Genomic DNA, 24,899 nt, shown 5'->3' on the forward strand with positions numbered 1-24,899 from the left:
ATAACTTAGTGGAACTTAATGTTTAATATATCTTTAAATATGGTATTACGAAACAAATGAATTGTAAATGTTGACCTTAAAAAGAAATGTATATATAATTACAGGTAGTTATCAAAACTACATGTAATTATATGAGGGGTGTTATTATGAATACTTATGTAAGGGAACCAGTTAATGCATTTACTCACTTAGGTGGAGCGATATTATCATTTATTGCGTTATTAGCTATGCTTGTGAAAGTTTCTATCAAGATGCCATCATTTGCTGCAATTACAGCTGTTATTTTGTTTGGTATTGGAATGATGGTCCTTTATACGGCGTCAGCTGTATATCATAGTGTTGTGGCCAATGAACGTGTTATATACTTCTTTAGGAAGCTAGATCATTCCATGATTTTTATATTAATTGCAGGTACATATGCACCCTTTTGCTTAATTACATTAAATTCAGCAAGTGGTTTGCTATTATTTTGTTTAGTCTATGCAACTGCGATTTGTGGCATTGTATTTAAAATGTTTTGGTTTAATTGTCCAAGGTGGTTATCGACAGCAATTTATATTACGATGGGTTGGTTAATTGTTTTATTCTTTGCACCGTTAGCTGAGAATTTAAGTACAGGAGGCATTATTTTCTTAGTACTTGGGGGCATTTTTTATACAATTGGTGGATTTATTTATGGAACAAAGCCAAAATGGTTAGAGTTTAAATATATGGGGCATCATGAAATTTTTCATGTTTTTGTATTATTAGGTAGTCTTGCGCATTTTCTAAGTGTATATTGTTACGTAATTTAATAAAAAAACGTCACATAATTTTTATTATGTGGCGTTTTTTTATTACCTGATTAGAATCGTATATGTTATAAAATTATTATGGGATAAAATGTAAGTTTCTGTGTTCGCATGTTAAACATAGGATAAGAAATATGTGATATACTTTGAGAAGTTTATAATGAATGAAATATGGAGGACTATAATTATGGCAATACTTGTAACAGGTGGAGCAGGATATATTGGTAGTCATACATGTGTAGAATTACTAAATAGCGGTTACGAAGTTATAGTAGTGGATAATCTTTCGAATAGCTCGGTAGAATCTATAAATCGAGTGAAAGAAATAACAGGAAAACAATTTAAGTTTTATAAAGAAGATGTTTTAAATCGCGAAGCGCTTGACGCAATTTTTGAAGAAAATTCAATTGAAGCAGTTATTCACTTTGCAGGATTTAAAGCTGTAGGGGAGTCAGTAGCGATTCCATTAACATATTATCATAACAACATTACAAGCACGTTAGTGCTATGTGAAGTAATGCAGAAACATAATGTAAAGAAGATAATCTTTAGTTCATCTGCAACTGTATATGGTATCCCGGAAACGTCACCGATTACGGAGGAGTTTCCATTAAGTGCAACAAATCCATATGGTCAAACGAAATTAATGATTGAGCAAATTATGCGTGATGTAGCATTTGCAGATCCAGAATGGAGTATCGCATTACTTCGCTATTTCAATCCATTTGGTGCACACGAAAGTGGGCGTATCGGAGAAGATCCAAATGGAATCCCAAATAACTTAATGCCATATGTAACGCAAGTAGCGGTAGGTAAGTTAAAAGAATTAAGCGTATTCGGAAATGACTATCCAACGAAAGATGGAACAGGAGTCCGTGATTACATCCATGTTGTGGACTTAGCAAATGGTCACGTAAAGGCGCTTGAGAAAGTACTGAGTACAACAGGAGTAGATGCTTATAACCTGGGCACAGGCATGGGCTATAGTGTACTAGAGATGGTTGAAGCATTTGAAAAAGTTTCAGGCAAGAAAGTTCCTTATAAAATTACAGAGCGTCGCCCAGGTGATGTGGCAGTATGTTTTGCTGATGCATCGAAAGCAAAGCGTGAATTAGGCTGGGAGGCAACACGCGGATTAGAAGAAATGTGTGCTGACTCTTGGAAATGGCAATCAAATAATAAAAATGGCTATCTAGAAGTTTAATGGTGAATATACAAAAATGACCTTTGCATAAAAGCAAGAGGTCATTTTTTATATTCATTTTCTACTAAGTTTATTAGCGAACCTAGAAAAGAACGTTCGCTGTTTTAAATGATATGATTTTACAATATCTTATGCTACAAGGTAGTAGAATGAGATAGAGTAATGTATTATTTTATTGATTTTTTATGGGAATTGAAAGCGTATTATTGAAATGTATTCCAACACTTGTATCATTGCTAGAGTACGTTTATAATCAAGGAATCCTAGTTCATGTTTTGATAGGATTATTTATTATTGAAAGCGTTTTAAGTTCACTCCTTTTTTTGAGGTAGGAGGTCTGACTTATTTAGATGAAAAATTATGTATGTAGTTTTAAATGGGGAGAAAAATAATATAAGTATCATTTTATAGTGTGGGGAGGTTAAAAGTGTGAAAGGTAAAGATTTTCACACGAATATATATGGGTTATGTAGGATTATTACTTTCAGGGGCAGCTTTATTTTTAAATAGTCTTGTTATATTAGGGAAAGCAGAGATGAAAAGTGCGGGTGTTTTTAATTTATTTGTGGGTGCACTACAAATTATTATTCCGTTTTATTTGATTATGATTTCTGACCAAAGCAATTGGACAGTGTATTCATATGCGGCTACTTTCTTATTTGGATTAACTTATTTATATGTAGGTGTTACTTTTATAAAAGGAATGGATAGTAGTGGTCTAGGATGGTTTTGTATTTGGGTAGCAATTATAGCCTTATTCTATATGGTTGTTTCATTTGTTCAATTCCATGATGTTGTTAATGCGTTAACGTGGTTTATGTGGGCATTACTTTGGTATTTATTCTTTGTATTAAATACACAAAAGAAGAACATTAATCAATATCTTGGAAGGATTGCCTTCGTACAATCATGGGTAACATTGACTTTACCTTCACTCTTTTATTTTATGGGAGTGTGGGGAGAGGGATTTGTATATGAACTATGGGTTTATGTATCAGTAATTTCTATTTTGTACTTCTGTTATTGTATTTATAAATATCGAGTCCGTTAATATATTATCTGTATAAAGGCATGGAATCGTTAAACGAATTCCATGCTTTTTATATGTTAGCACTTATAATAGAGAGGTAGTATTTTACAATTTGCTAAAGTGGGGATGATGAAGTTGAAAAAAGTATTGGTGCTAGGGGGAACAAGATTTTTTGGTAAACATTTAGTAGAAGCACTTTTGCAAGAGGGGCACGATGTAACGATTGCGACGAGAGGAATTACGGAAGATTCTTTTGGCAGTAGAGTAAAAAGACTTATTGTAGATAGGGAAGATGAAAAACAACTAGCAGAGCGTCTAGAAGATAAAAGTTATGATATTGTATACGATAATTTATGCTATAGCTCGAATGCAGCGAAGGGAATATGTGAAGTGTTACGAGGGAAAACGAAGAAATATGTTATGACATCTTCAATGGCCGTCTATGAACCTGCCCTAAGCTTATCAGAAGAAGACTTTAATCCGTACGAGTATGCAATAGCGTATGGAGATAGGAATGACTTCAATTATGGTGAAGGAAAGAGATTAGCTGAAGCCGTTGTATTTCAACATGCAACATTCCCAGTCGTTGCAGTGCGTTTTCCAGTTGTTATTGGAGAAAATGATTATACGAAAAGGTTACAATTTTACGTTGAATGTATTGTGAACCAAAAACCTATCGTTGTGGATCATGTAGATGGAACTTTGTCATTTATACATGAAAAAGAGGCAGGAGAGTTTCTAGCTTGGTGCGGAATGGCAAATGTGAGAGGACCAATTAACGCCTGTAGTAACGGAGTAGTTTCTATGGAAGAAATTATTCATTTCATAGAAGAGAAGACGGGAATAAAAGCACTCATTCAGAAAGCTGGGGGAAATATAGCTCCTTATAATGAGGTAACTAACTGTACGTTACATAATGGAAAGGCTCGTGAATTCGGATTTTTGTTCCGAGAGCTGAAACTAGAAATAAAAAATATTTTAAAACATTATATAAATACAATGAAGTAATCATAAATCCCCCGGTGGCAATCCGGGGGATTCTGGAGGATTTCGACAATACTGATTTTACATTACCAAATTTACCTTATACGTACGACTAATGTTTTTGTGATTGAATTGCTTGTAAATACTTCTCGTTTACTTGGTCCCAGTTTACTGTATGCCACCAGTTGGTAACAAACTCTGGGCGCCTATTTTGATACTTTAAATAATAAGCATGTTCCCATACATCAATTACGAGTAAGGGAATTTTCCCTTCTTGCAAAGGCGTATCTTGATTTGGTGTACTCATAACAGAGAGTTCCTCACCGTCAAGAACAAGCCATCCATAGCCACTTCCAAAACGACTAATAGCTGCTTTGGAAAGTTGATCTTTTAAGTTGTCAAAGGTATTGAAATAATAATCAATTACTTTTGCAACGTCTCCATTAGGCTCACCGCCACCTCGTGGGCTCATCACTTCCCAAAAAAGACTATGACAATAGTGACCACCACCGTTATTTCGTACAGCTGTAACAATTTCCTTCGGTAAAGCATCTAAATTACATAGCAATTCTTCTAAAGATTTATTATGTAATTCAGTATAATTTTCTAAAGTAGCATTTAAATTGTTTACGTATGTCGCATGGTGCTTTCCATGATGAATGGAAAGTGTATTGCTATCAATATGTGGCTCTAGTTCATCATAGTCATATGAAAGCTTTGGCAATTGAAATGAAGACATAACATTACCTCCTTTCCATTTAAAAAGTTGGTCTAGGTAAAAATACTTTACCTGAGTCAAAAATACACCCATTTTCCATATAAGTCAATAGTAAGTCCATTAATTTTCTGAAAAATATTACAATAAAAGTAACACTCTCACTTTCATTTGTGACTCCTATCCTTTTTGCTTATACTGTAAAGTAGCAGGGTTTTGTTGAAATAGAAGGAGATTGTTTATGAGTAAAACGAAACAATTAATAGAGGAAGCAAGTAATTTTATTACGATTTGTTATAAGGAGCTTCATAAAGAACAATTGATAGAAGAACGTATAAAAGAAATTCAAATTGAGATAGAGAAGACAGGGACATATGAGCATACATTTGAAGAACTTGTTCATGGTTCACGAATGGCATGGCGTAACAGTAATAGATGTATTGGAAGACTATTTTGGAGTAAGATGCACATATTAGATGCGCGTGAAGTAAATGATGAAGAGGGTGTATATAATGCATTAATTCATCATATTAAATATGCAACGAACGACGGAAAAGTTAAACCAACCATTACGATTTTTAAGCAATATCAAGGTGAAGAAAATAATATAAGAATTTATAATCACCAATTGATTCGATATGCAGGATATAAAACAGAAACGGGAGTGATTGGTGATTCTCATTCCGCTACATTTACGGACTTTTGTCAGGAGCTTGGTTGGCAAGGAGAAGGTACGAATTACGATGTATTGCCACTTGTGTTTTCTATAGATGGAAAAGCGCCTATATATAAAGAAATTCCGAGAGAAGAAGTAAAAGAAGTGCCAATTGAACACCCAGAATACCCTATTTCATCACTTGGAGTAAAATGGTATGGTGTTCCAATGATTTCAGATATGCGTTTAGAAATTGGCGGTATTTCTTATACAGCCGCTCCGTTCAATGGATGGTATATGGGAACAGAAATTGGGGCGCGCAACTTAGCAGATCATGATCGTTATAATTTACTTCCGGCTGTTGCGGAGATGATGGATTTAGATACATCGAGAAACGGTACCTTATGGAAAGATAAGGCGCTAATTGAGTTGAATATTGCCGTACTACACTCCTTTAAAAAACAAGGAGTTAGTATTGTTGATCACCATACTGCTGCACAACAATTTCAGCAATTTGAGAAGCAAGAAGCTGCTTGTGGTCGTGTTGTAACAGGTAATTGGGTATGGCTTATTCCACCATTATCTCCAGCTACCACCCACATTTATCATAAACCGTATCCGAATGAAATTTTGAAGCCAAATTTCTTTCATAAATGATATTTAGTGTAGGTTTTTTCTGTGAAATATAATTTTTTTAAATTACTGTTATGTAGCAAATGGAAGCCTTTACTCTCGGTTATTTTTGGAAGAGGCTTTTTGAACCAAGGAGTTCCTTATGTTATAATCAAATTTCTGTTTCGAAGACCTTATAGAAATATAAGGTCTTTTGTTTTGCTTTTTTATGTAAGAGGAAGAGATTCTTTCTTTTTAATAAGGGATTTGGCATATTTTTAGGGACAACATAAGTATGTGGGAAGTCGATAAAATGTTATGCATATATAATTATTGTGTTTTGGTTTTAAACAATAAAACATAATAAAGTTGTTTTTTTAGATTGCTGAGGAAGGAGGAAGTGTAAATGAGGATGAAGAGTCGAAAAACTGATTGGCCTGTATTTATTATTAGTGGTGGTTCACTTTTATTATTTGTAATTGCAGTTTTTTTGAACAAGGATTATGTAGAGAGTGCGATTAATAAAAGTTTCGCTTTTTCAATTAAATATTTCGGTGCCTTCTGGCAAGTTTTATTATTAGGTACATTTATTGTTGCGATGTGTATGGCGTTCTCTAAATATGGGAGAGTTAAGCTTGGAGGATTAGAAAAACCTGAGATTAGTACGGCAAAATGGCTTGCTATTATTATGTCTACATTACTTGCCGGAGGTGGCGTTTTTTGGGCAGCAGCAGAGCCAATGTATCATTTGATGACGGTGCCACCAATACATGATGGTATATCTGCTGGAACGAAAGAAGCAGTCATGCCTGCTTTAGCACAAAGTTATATGCATTGGGGATTTTTAGCATGGACGATTTTAGGTACAATTAGTGCGGTAGTTATGATGTATGGACATTATCATAAAGATATGCCGCTAAAACCTCGAACGCTTTTATATCCTATTTTTGGGGAAAAATTAAGAAAGAGCCTGCTTGGAACGATAATTGATGCAGCTGCAATTATTGCAGTAGCTGCAGGTACAATTGGCCCAATTGGATTTTTAGGCTTACAAGCAAGTTATGGATTACAAGAATTATTTGGAATTTCTGATGTGTTTACTACTCAATTAGCAATTATTGTTTGTGTGGTGGCCGTGTCTACCATATCGGCAGTAACAGGTATTGATAAAGGGATTCAAATTATAAGTAATTTAAATGTTAGATTAGCAATTGTATTAATGGCATTCATATTACTATTTGGGCCAGGTGGATTTATTATTGATTCGTTTGTTTCTTCGTTTGGATTTTATGTAAATGAGTTTATACCGATGAGCACATACCGTGGTGATACAAGTTGGTTAGGATCTTGGACAATCTTTTTCTGGGGATGGTTTATTGGATACGGACCAATGATGGCAATTTTAGTGAGTCGAATTTCAAGAGGGAGAACGATTCGAGAAATCATCGTTGCAATTGGAATTATCGCACCTATTATTACAACGTTTTGGTTTACTATATTAGGTGGATCAGGCGTGTTTTATGAGTTGATGAATCCTGGGTCTATCTCGGACGCATTAAGTGAATCTGGTATGCCGGCAGCTATGATTGCAATTACAGGGCAATTGCCACTTTCTAATATTATTGGACCAGCATTTCTTTTATTAACAATTTTATTTGTAGTGACAACAGGAGATTCAATGGCGTATTCCATTTCAATGGCAGTGACTGGAGACGGAGATCCTAGAATTAGTTTGCGAATTTTTTGGTCGCTTATTATGGGCGCAGTTGCAGCAATTCTTTTATATATGGGTGAAGGAAGTATTAATGCGCTACAATCGTTTATCGTGGTGACGGCAGTTCCGGTATCAATTTTGTTATTCCCGATGCTATGGTTAGCGCCTAAAGTTGCGGGAGAATTAGCATTAAAACAAGGTATTGTAAAAGAAGAAGATAAAACTGCATTCTTATTTCAGAAGGCTAGTAAATCAAAATAAATAAAAACGTAAAAGAGGAAGCATCTTAAATGAGATGCTTCCTCTTTTACGTTTAATCTAATACTTTTCCCTTTGTTTCTGGTACACATAGTAGCATTGTAATTAACCCGATTGGGTAGATGATAAAAATTAAGGACAATGCTCCAAGTAGGTTGCCACCTGTAGCGAGTAAGCCAATAATAACAGGCCCAAATCCAGCTAACCCACGTCCTGTACCGAAAATAAAGTTTTCAGCGGTAGAGCGAGCTTCAGCAGGATAGTTTTCAGCTAAAATTGCTCCAAACCCTCCCATCATTCCATTTGCAAAGAATCCAAGCAATGCACTTCCCCATAATAATAATGTTGAATCTGTGAATAAGAAGAAGTAAATGAGACAGTATACTGTACCGCCAATATAATAGATTGCAAAAGTTTTACGGCGACCAATTTTATCAGCCAGAATACCAAAGATTGCAATTCCAATTAGCATACCGATGGTAGAAATGAACATCCAGCCACTTGCTTTTGCTAATGTATAGTTATATTTATTTGCTAAAATAGTGGGCATCCATGTGAAGATTCCGTAATATCCGAAGTTTTGGATAAACGACATAATAATAAGACCGATTGTTGTAATTGTTACTTTTTTATTGGCAAATAACTTTCGAAGTGGGAATTTTTTTATATGTTTTAGTTGTTCTGCTTCAGTAGTTGTTAATTTACCTGCAGCTTCTTTTTGCAATAGTTCCTTTTTGTAGCGTTGTTTTTGCTCCCATATTTTCGGTTCACTTAAACTTTTACGGACATAGACAGCTAGTAAAGCTGGAATTAATCCAAATAAGAAAACGGCTCTCCATCCAAAGTGCGGGACAATAAATGCTGGAAGGAGTGAAGCAACCAGTACACCAAATTGCCATCCAAGTGCAACAACAGATGTCGCTTTAGCGCGCATTTCTTTAGACCATGTTTCTGTTACAATGGCCATTCCGATTCCGAATTCACCACCAACCCCCATTCCAACTAAAAAGCGCAGAATTAATAATTGCCAGTAGTCTGTTGCGAAATAAATGAGTGCGGTTGCTAGTGAAAACAGTAAGATTGTGAAGGCCATTGTACGAATACGGCCAAATAAATCAGCAATAAATCCAAATAAATAAGAACCAATTAACATCCCTATTGTGGTAGCTAATGTTAAGTTTCCACCTTCAACAGGACTTAAGTGAAACTCTTTTAAAATATAGACAAGTACGAAAGATAATAGCAACATATCTAAACCTTCTGCTGCATATCCTAGCGCAGAACCAAATAATGTTTTATATCTTTTCGCTTTCGTCTCCTCTGTTGCTTGTTGTACATCAGTAGTGACGTTCATTATTACTCCTCCTTATTTTCTACAGTCGCTATGGAAGAATAACAAAAGGCCTTCTCACCTGATATGATGAGAAGGCCAAAAAAGCATACGTATCCCCAAAAAAGAACATACGTATATTGTATTCCGACTTCCTTCTCAACCTCACGGGGTTGGGTTAAAGGACTGTATTATATTACTTTATTTTTAGCACTCTTCTATTGTATTGTCAAATAAAGAGGAAGTTATTATGTGTAAAATATTTCAAAAAACATTTCGTTCTTCTTGACGCCGACTTCATTATTTTCCCATAATAAAACTAACTAAATAAAAAGGAATGAATCAAAGATGCTAAATTTAGTACTCATGATGATCGAACGAGTCGGACTTATAGTTATTTTAGGATTTTTACTCTCTCATATTAAAACTTTCAGACGCCTCCTTCATAAACAGGATGGCTATGTAGATAAGCTTAAGCTTATTTGTATTTTTTCGGTATTTACAATTGTAAGCAATTACACTGGGATTGAAATAGCAGGAAATACGATTATGAATGAAAACTGGTTACAAGGTGTTTCTTCTTCAAGTACAATTGCGAATACGCGTATTATGGGTGTTGGTATTAGCGGCTTACTTGGTGGCCCTATTGTAGGGGTTGGAGTCGGATTTATTGCTGGTATTCATCGTTATATGCTTGGTGGTACGACAGCGCTAAGCTGCGCAATCTCTTCTATTTTAGCTGGGATTATAACTGGTTATATAGGATATATTTTCAAAAAATATAATCGTACAATTACTCCTAAATTTTCAGCAGTTTTAAGTGTTTTTATCGTATCTTTAGAAATGCTTATGATTTTATTAATTATAGAGGATGGAATTAGCGTTGTGAAAACAATAGCGATACCAATGATTCTTGTAAATAGTTTTGGAAGTTTTATTTTACTTTCTATGATACAAGCTATTTTGCGTCAGGAGGAGAATGCAAAGGCACTTCAGACTCATAAAGTATTACGTATTGCAGATAAAACGTTACCGTATTTCCGCCAAGGCTTAACAGAAGAATCATGTAAGCATGTGGCACAAATTATTCACCGTTTTACAGGAACAGATGCGGTATCCTTAACAGATACAGAGAAAATATTAGCTCATGTTGGATTAGCATCAGATCACCATATTCCTTCACATAGTTTAATAACCGGTTTGTCGAAAGAAGTGTTAAACACAGGGAAAATAATGAAAGCAAAATCACGTGAGGTTATTAATTGTCAACATGAAGGCTGCCCTTTGCAAGCGGCGATTGTAATTCCACTAACTTCGCATGGAAATACGATAGGGACATTAAAACTCTATTTCAAAAATCCTAACCAGTTAAGTCGTGTGGAAGAGGAATTAGCAGAAGGGTTAGCAAAAATATTCTCCACGCAGTTAGAGTTAGGAGAAGCTGAGTTGCAAAGTAAATTACTTCAAGATGCGGAGATAAAAGCATTACAAGCGCAAATTAACCCACACTTTTTATTTAATGCGATTAATACAGTATCAGCTTTATGCCGAACAGATGTAGAAAAAGCAAGGAAGTTATTATTACAGCTTAGCGTATATTTCCGTTGTAATTTGCAAGGGGCACGTCAGTTATTGATTCCACTAGAACAAGAATTAAACCATGTACAGGCATACTTATCACTAGAACAAGCAAGGTTCCCAAATAAGTATGAGGTAAAGATGTATATTGAGGATGAGTTAAAGACAACTTTAGTACCACCATTTGTTCTTCAACTATTGGTTGAAAATGCATTGCGACATGCTTTTCCGAAGAAGCAACCAGTATGCGAAGTAGAAGTGCATGTTTTTGAAAAAGAGGGTATGGTTCATTTTGAAGTAAAAGATAATGGACAGGGAATTGAGGAAGAACGTTTAGAACAATTAGGAAAGATGGTAGTTTCGTCAAAGAAAGGGACTGGAACAGCTTTATATAATATTAATGAACGTCTTATTGGATTATTTGGAAAAGAAACGATGCTTCATATCGAAAGTGAATTAAATGAGGGGACAGAGATTACTTTTGTTATTCCAAAAAAAGTAGGGGAGGAAGAGCAGATTGTTAAAAGTACTAGTAGTTGACGATGAAATGTTAGCACGTGATGAACTAAAGTATTTATTAGAGAGAACGAAAGAAGTTGAGATAATTGGTGAGGCTGATTGTGTGGAAGACGCATTAGAAGAACTAATGCAAAGTAGACCAGATATTGTGTTTTTAGATATTCAATTATCCGATGATAACGGATTTGAAATCGCGAATATATTAAAGAAGATGAAAAATCCACCTGCAATTGTATTTGCTACTGCCTATGATCAATATGCGCTGCAAGCATTTGAAGTAGATGCGTTAGACTACATTTTAAAACCATTTGATGAAGAGCGTATTGTGCAGACATTAAAGAAGTATAAAAAACAAAAACAAGCGCAAATAGAAACGAAGCACGAAATAAAGGGGACAGATGTAACAGCAGAGATGCATAAATTAGCATTACCAATTGAAGAATCAATCGTACTTGTGAATATTGAAGATATTATATATGTAGGGCTTGTAGATGGGAAAGTAACAGTAAAAACAACGAGGGAAACGTATGTAACACATGATACACTTGTAATTTTAGAGAAGAAGTTACCACAAGCAAGCTTCATGCGCGTACACCGTAGCTTTATTGCGAATATTAATCATATTACTGAAATTCAGCCATGGTTTAATTCTACTTATAATTTAATCATGAAAGAAGGATCGAAAGTACCTGTTAGCCGTACATATGCAAAAGAACTCAAGAAGCTGCTTCGTATTTAAGAAGCAGCTTTTGTATTTCATCCTTTTATATTTGTAACTGATTCTGTATATTTGACGTTCTGTTATGTAAACGCTTACTTATACGTTTGTATCCTATACAATAAAGGTACCAAATCGAAAGAGGTGGCCAAAATGAGTACGAAAAAAGTATATAGTTTCTTATCACAAGCATTCATATTCTCAGCTATTATGTTAATTTCTAATATTATTGCAACACATTTACCAATTCCAATGCCTTCATCGGTAATCGGGTTAGTTATTTTATTTAGTCTATTATGTTTAAAAGTTATTAAATTGGAGCAAGTTGAATCACTCGGAACAGCTTTAACAGGTATTATTGGATTCTTATTCGTCCCATCAGGTATTTCAGTTATTAATTCTCTTGGTGTAATGGGGCAATACTTTGTACAAATTTTAACTGTAATTGTTGTAGCAACAGTTATTTTACTCGCTGTAACAGGGTTATTTGCACAATTTATTTTAGGAAAAGATGAAAAAGAAACAGAAGATACAAAAGAATTGAAAGTAGTAAATAAAGGACGCAAGCACGGAAAGGTTGCGTAACCATTGCATTTATATATTGTTAGGAGGTAATGAACATGGCAAGCACAATGACTCCATATTTCGGAATCGTCGTTTCATTAATCGCATACGGAATCGGAACATTATTATTCAAGCATTCAAAAGGGTTCTTCCTATTTACGCCATTATTCGTAGCGATGGTATTAGGGATTGTCTTTCTAAAGGTAGGTAACTTTACTTTTGAAGAATATAATACTGGCGGAAAAATGATTAGTTTCTTCTTAGAGCCAGCAACAATTGCATTTGCTATCCCACTCTATAAACAAGTTGATAAGTTGAAAAAATATTGGTGGCAAATTTTATCAGCTATCGTGGTTGGATCTATTTGCTCAGTAATTGTCGTGTTCATTGTTGCAAAAGCAATCGGTTTAGATACAGCAGTAATGAATTCAATGCTACCACAAGCAGCAACAACAGCAATTGCGTTACCAATTTCAGAAAGTATTGGTGGTATTCCAGCAATTACATCGTTTGCAGTTATTTTCAACGCAGTTATCGTATACGCATTAGGAGCATTATTCTTAAAAACATTTAGAGTGAAACATCCGATTGCAAAAGGTTTAGCACTTGGAACAGCGGGTCATGCATTAGGAGTTGCGGTAGGAATTGAAATGGGTGAGGTAGAGGCAGCGATGGCAAGTATTGCTGTAACAGTAGTTGGGGTTGTAACAGTAGTTGTCATCCCAATGTTCATACCATTCATTGGATAGTAAAACTTACTTAAAAAACAAGAAAAGCAAGCTATTTGTAGGACAGATTTCTACTGATAGCTTGCTTTTTATGTTACAGTAGTGGTAAGACCTATTTAAAAAAATGTAAGTTTCCTTAAATCTTCATTAATACTATGTAGAATACGTTTTGAATTAGGTCATTGTATTGTAAAATAAGAAGTAAGCTACTATATACCTGTTAAGGTAGGCATATAATGAGTTTATAAAAATCTTAATATGAATGAATAATTAAAAGTAGAAAAGAGAGAGAAATCTACTTATTAACGTTTTAGTTTATAGGACAGGAGAGAGTATTCGTCGATTATGCAAATAAAAAACCTGTTTCAAAGTAAAGGATTTCAGAGGTTACTCGTATTAGTAATACTTGCTCTCGTGTTATACGGGCTGCAAAGTATGTTGAATTTAATATTAATTACGTTTATTCTCACGTATTTAATGGATCGATTCCAAAAGTTTATTTCCCGCAAATTAGATCATTTCATGCCTATTAATCGAAAAATTATTATAGCATTTCTATATGTAATGTTAATTGGTGGAATTGCTATTACGCTATTTAAATATTTACCAGTATTGACGATACAAATTTCACAACTGATTTACCAATTCAATGTATTTTTAAGAAACCCACCAGATAGTGAACTAATTAAGTATGCAGTTAATGCTGTCAATCATATGGAGCTTTCTAAATATGTAGGACAAGGCGTAGACATTTTGTATAAATCGATTACGAATGTTGGTAAATTTGGCCTTCAAGTTTTACTTTCTTTAATTTTGAGTTTGTTTTTCTTATTAGAAAAATCTCGTATTGTTGGTTTTACTGCAAAGTTTAAAGAAAGCAGGCTTGCAATTTTCTATACTGAAATTGAGTACTTCGGAAAGAAATTTGCACGTTCATTTGGAAAGGTAATCGAAGCACAATTTTTAATTGCTGTTGTTAACTGTGTTCTTTCAGTTATCGCATTATGGATATTAGGATTCCCGCAATTATTAGGTTTAGCATTAATGATTTTCTTGCTTGGATTAATTCCAGTAGCGGGGGTTATCATTTCGTTATTCCCACTTTGTATGATTGCTTACAATATTGGCGGTATTATGTACGTTGTTTATATTTTAGTTATCGTAACAGTGATTCATGCGCTTGAAAGTTACGTATTAAATCCGAAGTTTATGTCGCAAAAAACAAATTTACCGATTTTCTATACTTTTATGGTATTAATTTTCTCAGAGCACTTCTTAGGTGTATGGGGACTGATTATCGGTATTCCAATCTTCATTTTCTTACTAGATGTTTTGGATGTGACAAGTGATGAAATGGAGAAGGATGTTGGAAAAAATAAAGTGAAGTAAAGAAAAAGCATCGATGTTCGATGCTTTTTCTTTTATAACATTATGTTTCTTATGCCATACTGTAAGGAGAATATAGAATAGGGGTGAAGTAATGGCTGTAAATGAAAAGGTAGAGTTAGCTACATTTGCTGGAGGGTGTTTCTGGTGTATGGTTTCTCCATTTGAAGAGATGGAGGGCATTATACAGGTTATTTCAGGTTATACAGGCGGTCATAAAGAGGACCCAACGTATAAAGAAGTGTGCTCAGAAACAACAGGACATTATGAAGCGGTACAAATTACATTTGATGCAAATAAAATGTCGTATGAGGAATTGTTAAATATATATTGGAGACAAATTGATCCGACCGATATTGGGGGACAATTCCACGACCGCGGGCAGTCTTATGAAACGGTGATTTTTTATCACAATGAAGAACAACATAAAAAAGCTGAGGCCTCAAAAGAAGAACTTGAGCAGAGTGGACGCTTTTCAAAACCAATTGCGACAAAAATACTACCAGCAGCTACATTTTATCCAGCTGAAGAATATCACCAAGGATATCATAAGAAAAACACATTCCGCTATGAGTTATATCGTAAAGGCTCAGGACGAGATGCTTTTATTAAGCAACATTGGCCAAAGGATAATGCTCATTTAAAAGAAAAACTCAATGAGATGCAGTTTTATGTAACACAGGAAAATGGTACAGAACCACCATTTCGAAATGAGTATTGGAACCATAAAGAGGAAGGTCTTTATGTAGACATCGTTTCCGGTGAGCCGTTGTTTACTTCTCTAGATAAATTTGATAGTGGATGTGGATGGCCTAGTTTTACAAAACCAGTTATGTCAGCAAGTGTGAAAGAAAAGATGGATGTGAGTCATAATATGACACGTACAGAAGTGAGAAGTAAAGAGGGAGATTCACATCTTGGGCACGTATTTCCAGACGGTCCAGGACCAAATGGCCTTCGTTACTGTATTAATTCCGCAGCTCTTCGATTTATTCCAAAAGAGGAATTAGAGAAAGAAGGCTATGGCGATTTCCTAATCTTGTTTGGAAATAAAAAATAACCTCGTAGTTAGCGAGGTTATTTTTTTGTTATTTTGTTTTTTTCTTTTTAAATTTGCTTAATATTTCATAAACGATTGGAACAATAAGAAGTGTTAATAACGTTGAACTTGTTAATCCACCAATTACCGTTACACCAAGTCCTTTAGAAATTAACCCACTACCTTCAAATCCTAATGCAAGCGGGATAAGAGCACCGATTGTTGCAATTGCAGTCATTAAAATTGGACGAAGGCGTGTTGCACCAGCTTCTAATAAAGCTTCACGTGTTGATAGTCCTTCATTTTCTTTATGAATAACGCGGTCGATAAGCACGATTGCGTTTGTTACAACGATACCGATTAACATAAGCGCACCAATCATTGCAGATACACTTAATGTTTCACCGGAGATTAATAAGGCAACAAGAGCTCCGATAATTGTAAATGGTAGCGAGAATAAAATTGCGAATGGTGCAAGGGCACCGCCAAATGTAACGACAAGAACGAAGTATACAATGGCAATCGCAGCTAACATCGCTAAGCCAAGTTGCTTAAATGATTCTTCAATATCTTTTGTAACGCCGCCCATAGAAACATCTATGCCAGAAGGAAGATCCATTTTATCTACTTCTTTTTGAACAGCGGCAGATGCTTTTGAAACGTCATCAGATGTTAGTTTTGCACTTACTTCTGCATAAACACGGCTATCGCGGTGTTTCACTGTATTCGAAGTTTCACCTTCTTTTACAGTCATAACATCTTTCACAGCCACTTCATTACCAAGTGGTGTTGTAATTTTGCGATTTGTTAAGTCATCGATTGTTGCATAATTTTGTTTTTCAGCTTCTACATATACATTGATATCTTTACCGTCTTTTTTAATTGTTGTCAGAACAGGGCGATCATGTTGATTAGAAAGTCCCATTCCGATTTGTGCAGCTGTTAGACCCATTTTACTTAGTTTTTCCTGATCTGCGACTAAAGTGTACTCTGCATACGTTTTTGCAATACTAGAGTCAATATCCTTTAAGTCTTTATTTTTCTTCATGATATTTTGAATATCTTTTACGACAGGCTTAATGTCTTCTGAGCTATCTCCGTAAACGTATAGTTTAATTTCGTTACTGCCGCCACTTGCTCCGAAGTCTTGGTTTTTCCATTCGCCTTTGCCAGACATCTTCTGTAAATCTTTAACGACTTGTTCTTTCTCTTTTTCAAAGTTTTTCGTGTCGTTATCATATTGCACGAAGAACATTGCTTGGTTTGATTGACCAGGACTCATTGGGTTTTCGCCACCTAATGAGAATTGAATTGTTTTGACGTCTTTATTATTTTGGAAGTGCTTCTCAGCTTTTGTTGCAATTTTTTCAACGTCTTCTAACGTTTGACCTGGTTCAGGGTTGTATGTTGCGATAATCATTTTTTCTTCTTCAGAAGGTAAGAAACTTACACCGATAACTGGTACAAGTGCAAGACTACCAACTAATAGAAGGACAGCGATACTTGATGTAATAATTTTGTGATTTAAAGCCCATGCAAGTATGCGTTTATACCCATTTGCTAATTTACTTGGTTTTTCTTCATGATGTACTTCTTTTTCCCTCATGCTCTCTTTCTTAAATAAGGAATGAGCTAGCATCGGTACGATTGTAACTGCTACTAGTAATGATGCTAATAAAGCGAAGACGATAGTTAAGGCGAATGGTAAGAACATTTCACCAATCATACCTTTTACAAGTCCAAGCGGTAAAAATACAGCAATTGTTACAATGGTAGAAGACATAATCGGGATAAACATTTCTTTCGTAGCTTCACGAATTAAATCTTTTCCACGCAATTTCTCTTCTGATAACGACATACGTCGGTAAATATTTTCAATAACAACAATTGAGTCATCGACAACGCGGCCTATAGCAACGGTCATTGCTCCAAGTGTCATAATGTTAAGCGTAATATCCATTTGCTTTATGACTAAAACAGCAATTAATAAAGAAAGTGGTATGGAAACGATAGAAATTAACGTTGTTCGAATATTTCGTAGGAACAGCATAATAATAACAATCGCAAAGATAGCACCGAAAATTGCTTTGCTCAGCATTGTTTCTACTGATTTTTCAATAGGTGCACCTTGATCGAATGTTGAAATAATCTCTAAGTCTTTATACTTTTTCTCAAGTTCTTTTACTTTATCTTTTACTGCATTTACAACATCAACTGTATTTGCATCAGAGGCCTTCACAATTTGAATTCCAATTGCTTCTTTTCCATTTGTTCGAGAAATGGATTCTGCTTTCCCAACTTCTTTAATGTCAGCAATTTCATCTAATGTAACTGTTGGAATCCCGTTCATAGCGGCTGGATTCATTTGTGGCGTTTGTGCACCAGCGCCAGCATTTTGACTACCTTGACCGTTAGGTGAGGAAGGTATAGCTGGAATTTTGAGTTCTTTTAATGCTTTAATCGTTGTAATATTGCCATCTACAACAACTGATTTTTCCGTGTCTTTAAATGTGTATAAGCCAAGTGGTAAAGATACATCCGATCCCTTAATCACATTTTTTACAGTATCTTCACTTAGTCCTAGTTCTTTCATTTTATCTTTCTTAAAGACAAGCTGTACTTCATCTACTTGTTGACCAGCAATTTGAACAGATGCAACACCATCAAGTCCTTTTAATCCCGGTACAACATTTTTTTCTACATTTTCAGTTAAAGTAGCTAAAGATTCATTCTTGCTTGCTATGCTTAACGAAATAACGGGAAAAGCATTGAAGTTTACTCGTGAAACTTTAGGATCTTTAACACCTTCTGGGAGTTTTACATTTGTGAGAGCTTCTTTAATTTCTGTTTCTGCTTTTTCCATATTTTTATCAAAATCGTATTCTACTTGAATAGAAGATGCGTTTTGAAAAGATGATGAACTCACAACGTTAACACCGCTTAAATTTTGTAGTTGTTCTTCCATCGGCTTTGAAACTTTATCAGCTACTTCTTCTGGTGTAGCACCAGGATAGACCGTAGTTACTGTCACAATCGGTGTTGTAATATCAGGAATTGTTTCCAGCTTCATATTGAGTCCAGAGTAGATCCCCGCAATAGTAACAATAATGGTTAGTAGCCAAACTGCGAACTTATTTTTTAACGAGAAATTGATGATTTTGTTCATGTTTGCGCTCCCTTTGTATTATATTGACCAACTGGTCAGTCTAATACATAATATAACTGACCGTTCGGTCAACCGTCAATAAAAAGGGATGGTATAATACATTTATAATAAGATGCGAGATTAAATTTAGGAGAGAAGATATGAAAGAAAAAGAGCGTTTAATTATAGAATCGGCTATGAAGTTATTTGCTACTAAGGGTGTAAATGCGACATCAGTGCAGGAAATTGTGACAGCTAGTGGTATATCTAAGGGAGCTTTTTACTTATATTTTAAATCGAAAGATGAGCTTTTATTAGCGACACTTCGATATTATTATGACAAAATCCAAAAGAAAATGCTGGATATTGAACAAGAGTCTTTATTACCACGTGAAAAATTTGCAAAACAATTACATTGTCAGTTTAATGATATACAAAAACATAAAGAATTTATTATTATGCATGCGAGAGAAAATGCAATTCCGTTTAATAAAGAAGTAGAAGAATTTATGATGCGGATGAAGTTAGAGTCTCATGCATTTTATCGGAATAGTTTATTGTCCATTTATGGTGAAAAGGTTATGCCATATTTATTGGATTTAGTAATTATGGTAGAAGGCATATGCCGTGGTTATTTAGAGTTAATTATTTTACAAGCACCAGAAATTGATTTATCGTATGTCGCTGCTTTTATTTTAAAAAGAGTAGATCATTTAGTAGATGGCTTAGTAGAATCTTCGGAAGAACCTATTTTACATGAAGAAAAGCTTGGAGAATTCCTTTGTAAATCAGAGCTTATTAAGGAACAGATTAAGGAACATTTTTTAAAAGAAATTATTGTGTTTAAACGTACATTAGCGGATCAATTAGAAGATGAGGAATTGCTTGTTACATTAGATGTTTTGGAGGCAGAAATGAGGATGCGAAATACAAGAATTCCAGTTATCCAAGGGATGTTGTTTAATTTAGAGGCATATCCAACTTTAAAAGAATTTCGTTTGAGGCTTATGGACTATTACAATATAAAAAGGTAACAATGATATTTATCATTGTTACCTTTTTCATTATTTAGGTCTTTCATCTGAATTCACTAGCTTAGAAGTATCGAAATTCCGTATTTCATTAGAGAAGTTAGTTAATCTTTGTTCGTAATCTTGTTTATTAGTAATCGGTTCAGTTGTTGCTAATTGTTTTACAATCCAATCATTTATATATCTGTAATAATGCGTTTGGTCAGACATATAATTAGAAAGATTATACGTAACTTCTTTTTGGTCTTGGAAATCATAGAGTTTTACATTTTTTAGTTGTGCTAATTTAGTGTATACTTCTTTTTTAAATAACATATTTTCCTTTGTATGCTTTGAGTCGTTTTTATCCATAACTACGTGATATGTTACTGGATATGGCGCATAGAAAAATGTAAATTGCACTTCCGGGTTTTGTTTTACAAGTTCAATAATATTAGAATCAAAAGATTTAAGCATTTGTTCATGATACCAACCATCGCTGATTGATTGATGAGATGTTCCATCAACAACCCTTTTAGCTATATCTGCTGAGAATTTTGGCTCGTCATCTCCAAATTTGTATAGCCAATGGGGATCCTGTGGAGATTTTGTTGGATCTAGTTTTAATTTCATATTCTGTAATGCTACTTTTCGAGAATACGGGCTAATTAAATATTGGATATCATTCAACTTATTTGTATCATACATGTAAGTTGGAAATGGTGAAGCACCTTCTGATACCCATTCAGGTTTTCCAGAGAATGAATATAAATTAAGTTCCCAAATAATATTTTTAACAGTTTTTGAATGAGTAGCTAACTGGGCTGTCATATTTTGTTCCCTAGCTGTTGAACCTGGAAGAGAGCCATTAAAGCTGGTAGTATGAAGTAATTTGTTAGCGTCAGGTTCAAGGAAGTTTCTTCCCATAGAAGTTCCTACAAATAAGGTATCATAATCCATATGTTTAATAAGTCCAGGCATTTGATAGCGTTCAGTAGCATAAAAATAATCGTTCTTCTTAAATTTATATACATATAATGGGTCAAGCTTATAAACAATAGAGCAAACTATTCCAGATAAAATGAAAAGGAATATAATAAACCAACATATAAAACGTTTATACATATTTTTCACCTACGGTTATTAGAAATTAAAGTATAAGAATGAACTTACACGATTTAAATACATCAAAGAAAGTATAAACATGCTAGCTAATGCAAGAGCATAAATCGGTTTTGGATGGAAAGATTCTAATTTTTCTATAGAATTTTTTGTAAATAATACAATAGCGGTTCCAATTGCTAGGTATAAAATAGTTTGGAAGTTAAAGTGATCACCAGTCACTTGGAACGGGAATAAATTACAAATTGAATAAATTAAATTATCCATTATAGACACACCAGTTAATGTTTCTGGACGGAATTGAATAAGTGCTGTTTGGATGTGTAAGTAATTTACGTTGAACATGCGATTTAACATAGTTAATGCATCTTCTACAGAAGTAGCTCTGAAGAACACCCATGTTACATGTACAAATCCCATTGTTAAAATCCAAGCAATTAATTTAGGCATTTTTCCACCTAAGTTTTTAAATAATCGATGTATTACAATAGCTAATCCGTGTAAAACGCCCCAAATAACAAACGTCCATCCAGCGCCATGCCAAATTCCACTTATAAGAAAAATTGTAAATAAATTTAAATAAGTACGAATTTGCCCTTTTCGACTCCCACCTAATGGAATATATACATATTGAGTGAAAAATCTTCCTAATGTCATATGCCAACGTCTCCAAAAATCTTGAATACTTAAAGATTTATAAGGAGAAAAGAAGTTAATTGGTAGTATAATGTTGAATAACAACGCTGCACCTATTGCCATATCACAATATCCACTAAAATCAAAATACAGTTGTAATGTATATGCAAGTGATGAAACCCATGCATCGGTCGTAGATAGGTGATTTACATTGCTAAAGCCAAAATCAGCCCATTGTGCTAGTGAATCAGCAATTACTACTTTTTTAGTAAGACCAATTCCGAATATGTAAAGTCCTTTTGTAATATTTTCAATATTCGGGCTCCTTTTGGATTCATCTTGAAATTGAGGAAGTACCTTACTATGATGGACAATGGGTCCTGCAATAAGTTGCGGGAAAAACGTTACGAACAAGCAAAAATCAATAAAATTAAACTTTGTTAATTCCCTCTTATAACAATCTACTAAAAAACCTATCTTTTGGAAGGTAATAAAACTAATGCCTAAAGGCAGTAATAACTTTAATAAAGGTACATCAGTTCCAAATAGGGTATTTATATTATCTAAGAAGAAGTCAGAGTATTTAAAGTATCCCAGTAATGATATGTTAAATACTAAACCAACTATTAAAAATACTTTTCGGGTTTTTTGATTAATTTTTTGTATAATTTGTTGGCCTATAAATGCGTTTGTAAATAATGAAACTCCTATTAGCAATAGGTATTTCACCTCAAAATATGCATAAAAGTAAAGGGACATACCTACTAAAAAAAGTTTTGCGAAATTTTCGTTAACTTTTTGCAATAGGAAATATCCAATTACTGCTATAGGCAAGAATAAAAGCATAAATTCAAAAGAATTAAAAAGCATAATATAGCCCCCAGCATTAATAAAATCTTACTCTATAAAAAACGTGACAACAGAACAAGATGTTGTCACGCAAGGTATAGTATAGCATAAAATATGGATAAAAATCTTATATCTATTAATTTTTATTTTGAGACCATTCTTCTACATTCCAAACTTTTGTAATCCAATCTTCATAGAAGTCCGGTTCGTGACATACAAGGAGGATTGTTCCTTTATATGCTTTCATAGCCTTCTTAAGTTCCGCTTTTGCTGTAACATCAAGATGGTTTGTCGGCTCATCAAATAGTAGCCAGTTACTTTCTTCACCCATTAGTTTACATAAACGAACTTTTGCTTGTTCTCCACCACTTAATTGACTTAATGGGCGAGAAATATGTTCATTTTTTAATCCGCATTTTGCTAACATCGCACGAATTTGATGCTGGTCTAGGCCAGGGAATGTATTCCATACATCATCAATTGGTGTTATATTGTCAGCTTTAACCTCTTGCTCAAAGTATGCAGGCACTAAGAAGTCCCCAAGGCTTGTTTTACCGCTTAAAGGTTTAATTTTACCTAAGATTGTTTTTAGTAACGTTGATTTACCAACACCGTTGCATCCAACAATAGCAATTTTTTCACCACGTTCGATTGTCATTGAGAGCTTTGGTAGTAGCGGATGTGTATATCCGATTTCTACATTTTCACCTTCAAAGACGAAGCGACTACTTGCACGACTTTCTTTAAATGAGAATTCAGGTTTAATTGCTGTTTCGGGGCGATCAATAAGTTCCATACGATCAAGTTGTTTTTGACGACTCTTTGCACGGCCTGTCGTTGAATAACGAGCTTTGTTCTTTGCAATGAAGTCTTCTTGCTTTTTGATAAACTCACGCTGCTTTTCATAAGCGTTTATATGTTGATTTTTATTGATTTCTGCTAGTTCTAGGAATTTTTCATATGTCGCTGTATAGCGTGTCATTTTTGTGAATTCTAGATGGAAAATAACATCAACACATTTGTTCATAAATTCCGTATCATGAGAAATCAATAAGAATGCATGTGGGTATTCTTTTAAATAATTTGTTAACCAATGAATATGTTCAACGTCTAAATAGTTAGTAGGTTCATCAAGCAATAACACTTCTGGCTGTTCAAGTAATAGCTTTGCAAGCAATACCTTTGTACGTTGTCCACCACTTAGTGCTGAAACATCACGATCTAAACCAATTGCATCAATTCCAAGACCACGTGCAGCCTCTTCAATTTTCATATCTAGTAAGTAGAAACCACCTGCTTCAAGTGCATCTTGTATTTCTGCCATTTGCTCAAGAAGTTCTTCTAGTTCTTCTGGTGTAGCAGTTCCCATTTTTTCTGTAACTTCATTTAAAGCTTTTTCCTTTTCGAATAACGGTAAAAATGCATCCGCTAGTACGTCACGAATTGTACGCCCAGGCGTTAAAACAGTATGCTGATCTAAGTAGCCGTAATGTGTGCCCGGTGTCCATTCTACGCGACCTTGGTCATGAATAAGCTGACCAGTAATGATATTCATGAATGTTGATTTACCAACACCGTTTGCACCAACTAATCCAACGTGCTCACCTGCTAATAATCGCATAGATACATCTTTAAATAATGTACGATCGCCAAATGTATGTCCTAATTTTTCAACTGTTAATAAGCTCATAGTATCCTCCGTCCAACTTGAAATAGTACCTTGAATCATGATACTAAATTCTTTCATATAATGCTATCATTTCAAAATGTATATATTTTCAAAACAAGCTAATGTACAAATGTTTATTGCTCATTTCCCAGAACTTTATGGTCCAAATGCAGAAAGCACACTTGTCCATCATACATTAAAGGCAATACTTGCAAATAAAATATCTAGCTTTGTTGGAGATAAAAAGATTGCCCGTGAATATATTTTCACACCAGATGGTGCAAAAGCAATGGTTGAATTAGCTTCACATGATGAGGCCTATGGACAAAATTGGAACATACGAGGTTATGGTGTCATTACAGGTGAGGAAATGATTCAACACATACGGGAATTAACGGGATATACCAAATGAATAATAACTGTAAAAAGAGGAATGATCCAGTTCATTGGTCTGTTTGATAAGCAGATGAAAGAATTTGTGGAAATGCTATATTTGACGGAAAAACCAGTTGTATTAAGTGGAGAGAAATACGAGAAATGTATTGGAGAGTTACCAAAACTTCTTATTATGATGGGTTAAAAGAAATAATTATGTATATGAAAAACAGATGTAAATAAAGAAGTTAAGTTCCTTTTCATGATT

Annotated in this window: 19 protein-coding genes and 1 pseudogene; 14 read left to right on the forward strand and 6 right to left on the reverse strand. The window is 34.4% G+C overall.

The genetic code is table 11. The features are described from left to right. Positions 1 to 146: 146 nt before the first annotated feature. From trhA to ACTFRY_RS23365, 4 genes are all read left to right on the forward strand, one after another. The gene (trhA, locus tag ACTFRY_RS23350) at positions 147 to 794 is read left to right on the forward strand and encodes a PAQR family membrane homeostasis protein TrhA (RefSeq protein ID WP_001099728.1); all 648 of its coding nucleotides are present in this window, start codon (positions 147 to 149) and stop codon (positions 792 to 794) included. A 184-nt stretch (positions 795 to 978) separates the two neighbouring features. Continuing rightward, positions 979 to 1,995: a UDP-glucose 4-epimerase GalE gene (galE, locus tag ACTFRY_RS23355; protein ID WP_016118979.1), complete on the forward strand. Its 1,017-nt coding sequence runs from the start codon at positions 979 to 981 to the stop codon at positions 1,993 to 1,995. 460 nt (positions 1,996 to 2,455) lie between these two features. After that, a complete protein-coding gene (locus ACTFRY_RS23360) occupies positions 2,456 to 3,046 on the forward strand; it encodes an AmiS/UreI family transporter (protein ID WP_000542569.1) in 591 nt (196 codons plus the stop codon). A gap of 105 nt (positions 3,047 to 3,151) precedes the next feature. After that, on the forward strand, positions 3,152 to 4,033 hold the full coding sequence (locus tag ACTFRY_RS23365) for an NAD-dependent epimerase/dehydratase family protein (protein WP_098617015.1): 882 nt from the start codon (positions 3,152 to 3,154) through the stop codon (positions 4,031 to 4,033). An 88-nt stretch (positions 4,034 to 4,121) separates the two neighbouring features. Here the strand turns inward: ACTFRY_RS23365 and sodA are convergent, their stop codons facing one another. Beyond that, the gene (gene sodA / locus ACTFRY_RS23370) at positions 4,122 to 4,748 is read right to left on the reverse strand and encodes a superoxide dismutase [Mn] (RefSeq protein WP_000094037.1); all 627 of its coding nucleotides are present in this window, start codon (positions 4,746 to 4,748) and stop codon (positions 4,122 to 4,124) included. A 217-nt stretch (positions 4,749 to 4,965) separates the two neighbouring features. On the opposite strand from sodA, the gene ACTFRY_RS23375 reads away from it, so the two are divergent. After that, positions 4,966 to 6,036, forward strand: a complete 1,071-nt coding sequence (locus ACTFRY_RS23375) for a nitric oxide synthase oxygenase (protein ID WP_000047625.1) — start codon at positions 4,966 to 4,968, stop codon at positions 6,034 to 6,036. A gap of 361 nt (positions 6,037 to 6,397) precedes the next feature. Continuing rightward, a complete protein-coding gene (locus ACTFRY_RS23380; protein ID WP_001242442.1) occupies positions 6,398 to 7,966 on the forward strand; it encodes a BCCT family transporter in 1,569 nt (522 codons plus the stop codon). Positions 7,967 to 8,018: 52 nt separating this feature from the next. On the opposite strand, the gene ACTFRY_RS23385 is transcribed toward ACTFRY_RS23380, so the two are convergent. Further along, positions 8,019 to 9,317: an MFS transporter gene (locus tag ACTFRY_RS23385; protein WP_001103402.1), complete on the reverse strand. Its 1,299-nt coding sequence runs from the start codon at positions 9,315 to 9,317 to the stop codon at positions 8,019 to 8,021. Between the two features lie 324 nt (positions 9,318 to 9,641). Here ACTFRY_RS23385 and lytS point away from each other — a divergent pair, with 324 nt between their 5' ends. The 6 genes from lytS to msrB all read left to right on the forward strand — a co-directional run bounded on the left by lytS (position 9,642) and on the right by msrB (position 15,846). Then, on the forward strand, positions 9,642 to 11,411 hold the full coding sequence (lytS, locus tag ACTFRY_RS23390; protein ID WP_000933589.1) for a two-component system sensor histidine kinase LytS: 1,770 nt from the start codon (positions 9,642 to 9,644) through the stop codon (positions 11,409 to 11,411). Beyond that, positions 11,389 to 12,129 carry a LytR/AlgR family response regulator transcription factor gene (locus ACTFRY_RS23395; RefSeq protein WP_000921841.1) on the forward strand — a complete coding sequence of 247 codons (741 nt, stop codon included), beginning with the start codon at positions 11,389 to 11,391 and terminating at the stop codon, positions 12,127 to 12,129. The genes lytS and ACTFRY_RS23395 overlap by 23 nt, the downstream gene beginning before the upstream one ends. 132 nt (positions 12,130 to 12,261) lie before the next feature. Continuing rightward, the gene (gene lrgA, locus ACTFRY_RS23400) at positions 12,262 to 12,693 is read left to right on the forward strand and encodes an antiholin-like murein hydrolase modulator LrgA (protein WP_000104901.1); all 432 of its coding nucleotides are present in this window, start codon (positions 12,262 to 12,264) and stop codon (positions 12,691 to 12,693) included. Between the two features lie 35 nt (positions 12,694 to 12,728). Next, positions 12,729 to 13,421: an antiholin-like protein LrgB gene (lrgB, locus tag ACTFRY_RS23405; protein WP_000168868.1), complete on the forward strand. Its 693-nt coding sequence runs from the start codon at positions 12,729 to 12,731 to the stop codon at positions 13,419 to 13,421. Positions 13,422 to 13,745: 324 nt separating this feature from the next. After that, positions 13,746 to 14,789, forward strand: coding sequence for an AI-2E family transporter (locus ACTFRY_RS23410; protein ID WP_001166010.1), 1,044 nt, complete (start codon positions 13,746 to 13,748; stop codon positions 14,787 to 14,789). 91 nt (positions 14,790 to 14,880) lie between these two features. Continuing rightward, positions 14,881 to 15,846, forward strand: coding sequence for a peptide-methionine (R)-S-oxide reductase MsrB (gene msrB / locus ACTFRY_RS23415; protein WP_000290174.1), 966 nt, complete (start codon positions 14,881 to 14,883; stop codon positions 15,844 to 15,846). 28 nt (positions 15,847 to 15,874) lie between these two features. On the opposite strand, the gene ACTFRY_RS23420 is transcribed toward msrB, so the two are convergent. Further along, positions 15,875 to 18,991, reverse strand: a complete 3,117-nt coding sequence (locus tag ACTFRY_RS23420) for an efflux RND transporter permease subunit (protein ID WP_098617014.1) — start codon at positions 18,989 to 18,991, stop codon at positions 15,875 to 15,877. 140 nt (positions 18,992 to 19,131) lie between these two features. On the opposite strand from ACTFRY_RS23420, the gene ACTFRY_RS23425 reads away from it, so the two are divergent. Beyond that, positions 19,132 to 20,004 (forward strand): TetR/AcrR family transcriptional regulator, encoded by an 873-nt coding sequence (locus tag ACTFRY_RS23425; RefSeq protein ID WP_086408372.1) that lies wholly within the window; start codon positions 19,132 to 19,134, stop codon positions 20,002 to 20,004. 30 nt (positions 20,005 to 20,034) lie between these two features. Here the strand turns inward: ACTFRY_RS23425 and ACTFRY_RS23430 are convergent, their stop codons facing one another. From ACTFRY_RS23430 to ACTFRY_RS23440, 3 genes are all read right to left on the reverse strand, one after another. Further along, entirely contained in the window at positions 20,035 to 21,105 is a 1,071-nt protein-coding gene (locus tag ACTFRY_RS23430; RefSeq protein ID WP_000278074.1) for a hypothetical protein, read from the reverse strand. An 18-nt stretch (positions 21,106 to 21,123) separates the two neighbouring features. Then, positions 21,124 to 22,608: an MBOAT family O-acyltransferase gene (locus ACTFRY_RS23435; RefSeq protein WP_098617013.1), complete on the reverse strand. Its 1,485-nt coding sequence runs from the start codon at positions 22,606 to 22,608 to the stop codon at positions 21,124 to 21,126. A gap of 115 nt (positions 22,609 to 22,723) precedes the next feature. After that, positions 22,724 to 24,277 carry an ABC-F family ATP-binding cassette domain-containing protein gene (locus ACTFRY_RS23440; protein ID WP_000055412.1) on the reverse strand — a complete coding sequence of 518 codons (1,554 nt, stop codon included), beginning with the start codon at positions 24,275 to 24,277 and terminating at the stop codon, positions 22,724 to 22,726. A gap of 88 nt (positions 24,278 to 24,365) precedes the next feature. On the opposite strand from ACTFRY_RS23440, the pseudogene ACTFRY_RS23445 reads away from it, so the two are divergent. Next, positions 24,366 to 24,874: pseudogene (locus ACTFRY_RS23445) on the forward strand (short chain dehydrogenase); the annotation flags it as partial. Positions 24,875 to 24,899 lie beyond the last annotated feature (25 nt).

The organism is Bacillus cereus group sp. MYBK195-1 (assembly GCF_051916605.1).
GTDB lineage: Bacteria > Bacillota > Bacilli > Bacillales > Bacillaceae_G > Bacillus_A > Bacillus_A cereus.